Consider the following 2,321-nt stretch of genomic DNA (forward strand, 5'->3'; position numbering starts at 1 on the left):
TAATCCAGCGTGGTATCCTTCAGCCGCTCACGCGACAGCCGCTTCACCAGCCCGTCCCGGTCACCCACATCATCCCGGCTCCAGTGAATGCTGACACTGTCCCGATGCCGCGACAGCGCCACATAGGCCCCGTGCCGGTCCATACTTCCTGTCGCCAGAACATGGGCCCGCTCCACCGTTACACCCTGCGATTTATGGATGGTGGCCGCATAGCCATGATCCAGCGCGTCATACTCCGCCACCGACACAGACACGAGACGACCAGAACCGACACCATCCTTCCCATCGAGCTGCACCGACAGCACCAGATCCCCGGCCCCGGCCGATCCCTCAATGCCCCGCACTGTGCCCAGCGTGCCGTTCTTTACCCCCATCTCCCGGTCATTGCGCAGGAAGTAGACACGCTCCCCTTCGGCAAACACCCGCTCACCCTGAGCTGTGGAAACCAGTACATCTTCGCCCAGCTCACCCGCCTCCCTGCGGATCTCACGCGCAGCCTCATTCAGCGCCCGCACATCGACACGCCGGTGCGCCAGCATAATCTGACTATCCTCTGGTGAAGCCTGACGGGCTTTATCCCACCCCCGGACCACGCCGGCCCGGGCCTCATCAAGGGTCTCATGCCCGCACACAAGACCCGCTTCCTCATAGCGTCCCAGAGCCCTGTCTGTCCGTCCTGTCGCAAGCTCCTTCGTCGCAGCCTGCTGCCAGTCTTCGCGCTGCCGGCGCACAGTTGTGATCTCCACTGACCCGACCCGCTCAGCCACCGCCCGGAACGCACCACCTGCCTCAATCGCCTGCAACTGTTCGGGATCACCCACCAGAACAACTTTGGCACCAGCCTCATGCGCAGCTGAGAGTACCCGCTCCATCTGACGTGAGCCCACCATGCCGGCCTCATCCACCACCAGCACATCGCCACGCTCCAGGCAGTCCCGTCCTCTGGACCAGGCCAGCTCTAATGAGGCAAGGGTACGGCTCTCAATCCCGGCCCCGCCCTGCAGCCCTTCCGCCGCAATCCCTGATAACGCCGCACCACGCACCCGGTATCCGGCCTCTTCCCATGCTGCGCGGGCCACACCCAGCATGGTGCTCTTCCCCGTCCCGGCATAACCGACCACCACAGACAGATCGCGGGACTTCGTCACCTCACCCACGGCCAGAGCCTGCTCCTCCCCCAGCCCGTCCTGCGCCATAGCAGCCCGCCTGACAGACAGCTTCATTGCATGCCCCTGAGACTGCCCCATCGCGAGTGATATGTCTTCCAGACGCTGCTCGACCCCGATCATCTCCCGCGAGGAGAACCGTTCCCGCCCGTGCCCGTCTTTCCCGAGGGCGACCAGCTCCGGACAGGCCTCCGCCCTGACCATGACGGCACTGAACTGCTCTGCATCCGCCGTATGCCGGTCCACAAAGCGCGCCAGATCCTGACGGGTAAAGGTACTCTGCTGCCGGGTCAGTGCCTCCAGAGCCATATGCGGCTCAGCCAGAAGCTTTTCGCCATTGCGCCGCGCGATCTCCAGATGTTCAGCAACCCGCTCAGCATCCTCTCCCCGCTCTTCACGGCGCATCCCGGCCGGACCGATTTTGTTTTGCGGCTCAAGATCAATCCCCTGCTCTGCAAAGGACCGATGGTCAATCCGCACATCCAGATCCAGCTCCACCAGCCGTTCATTAACAAGCGAGGCCCATCGCTCCCGCCATGTCAGCAGACATTCCCTGTTATTCCAGGAGCGCTCTTTTGCACCAAAACCGTTCTCATCCACTGACCGCGTGGACAGCATCACATGTGCATGGGGCTTCGCCTGTCCGTCCTCACCGATGTCCCGGTGCACATTGAGATCAGCAACCATGCCGCGCTCTGTAAACTGCTCCCGCACGAAATCCTGTGCCAGCACGATCCCCTGCGCCTGAGTCATTTCGCGCGGGAGTGAAAATTCCACCTCGCGGGCAAGCTGGGCATCCTTGCGCTTCTCGATCGCTTCAACCTCGTTCCACAGAACAGACCGGTCGAGAAACCGTTCCGGCGTGCCATCGGGCAGCAGGATCTCTGAATGCACCACACCACTCTTGTTCGAAAAGTCATGGGCACGCTCCAGTCGCGCGTCATGCAGACGCGAAGCCGCACGATAGGCAGCAGCTGCCACGGCACTCCTGCCTGAGGCACGACTGATGAGTTTTGCATGCAGGTGATAGATCGCCATGACCCCAATCATAGCACACACAATAAGCGCACGTCACGCAGTGACGTATAAGCGCGCACTTAAACATGATTACGCCACAGAAATTGATTACGCAGGATAAGTGACGCGGTTCTCGTC

1 protein-coding gene is annotated in these 2,321 nt (G+C 61.7%); it reads right to left on the reverse strand.

Annotated elements, in window-relative coordinates; all coding sequences use genetic code 11:
* On the reverse strand, positions 1–2,204 hold a 2,204-nt coding region (traA, locus tag GOB58_RS12830), incomplete at its 3' end, for a Ti-type conjugative transfer relaxase TraA (protein WP_173560455.1).
* Positions 2,205–2,321: the final 117 nt, after the last annotated feature.

It is taken from the genome of Acetobacter thailandicus (genome assembly GCF_011516655.1).
Lineage (GTDB): Bacteria > Pseudomonadota > Alphaproteobacteria > Acetobacterales > Acetobacteraceae > Acetobacter > Acetobacter thailandicus.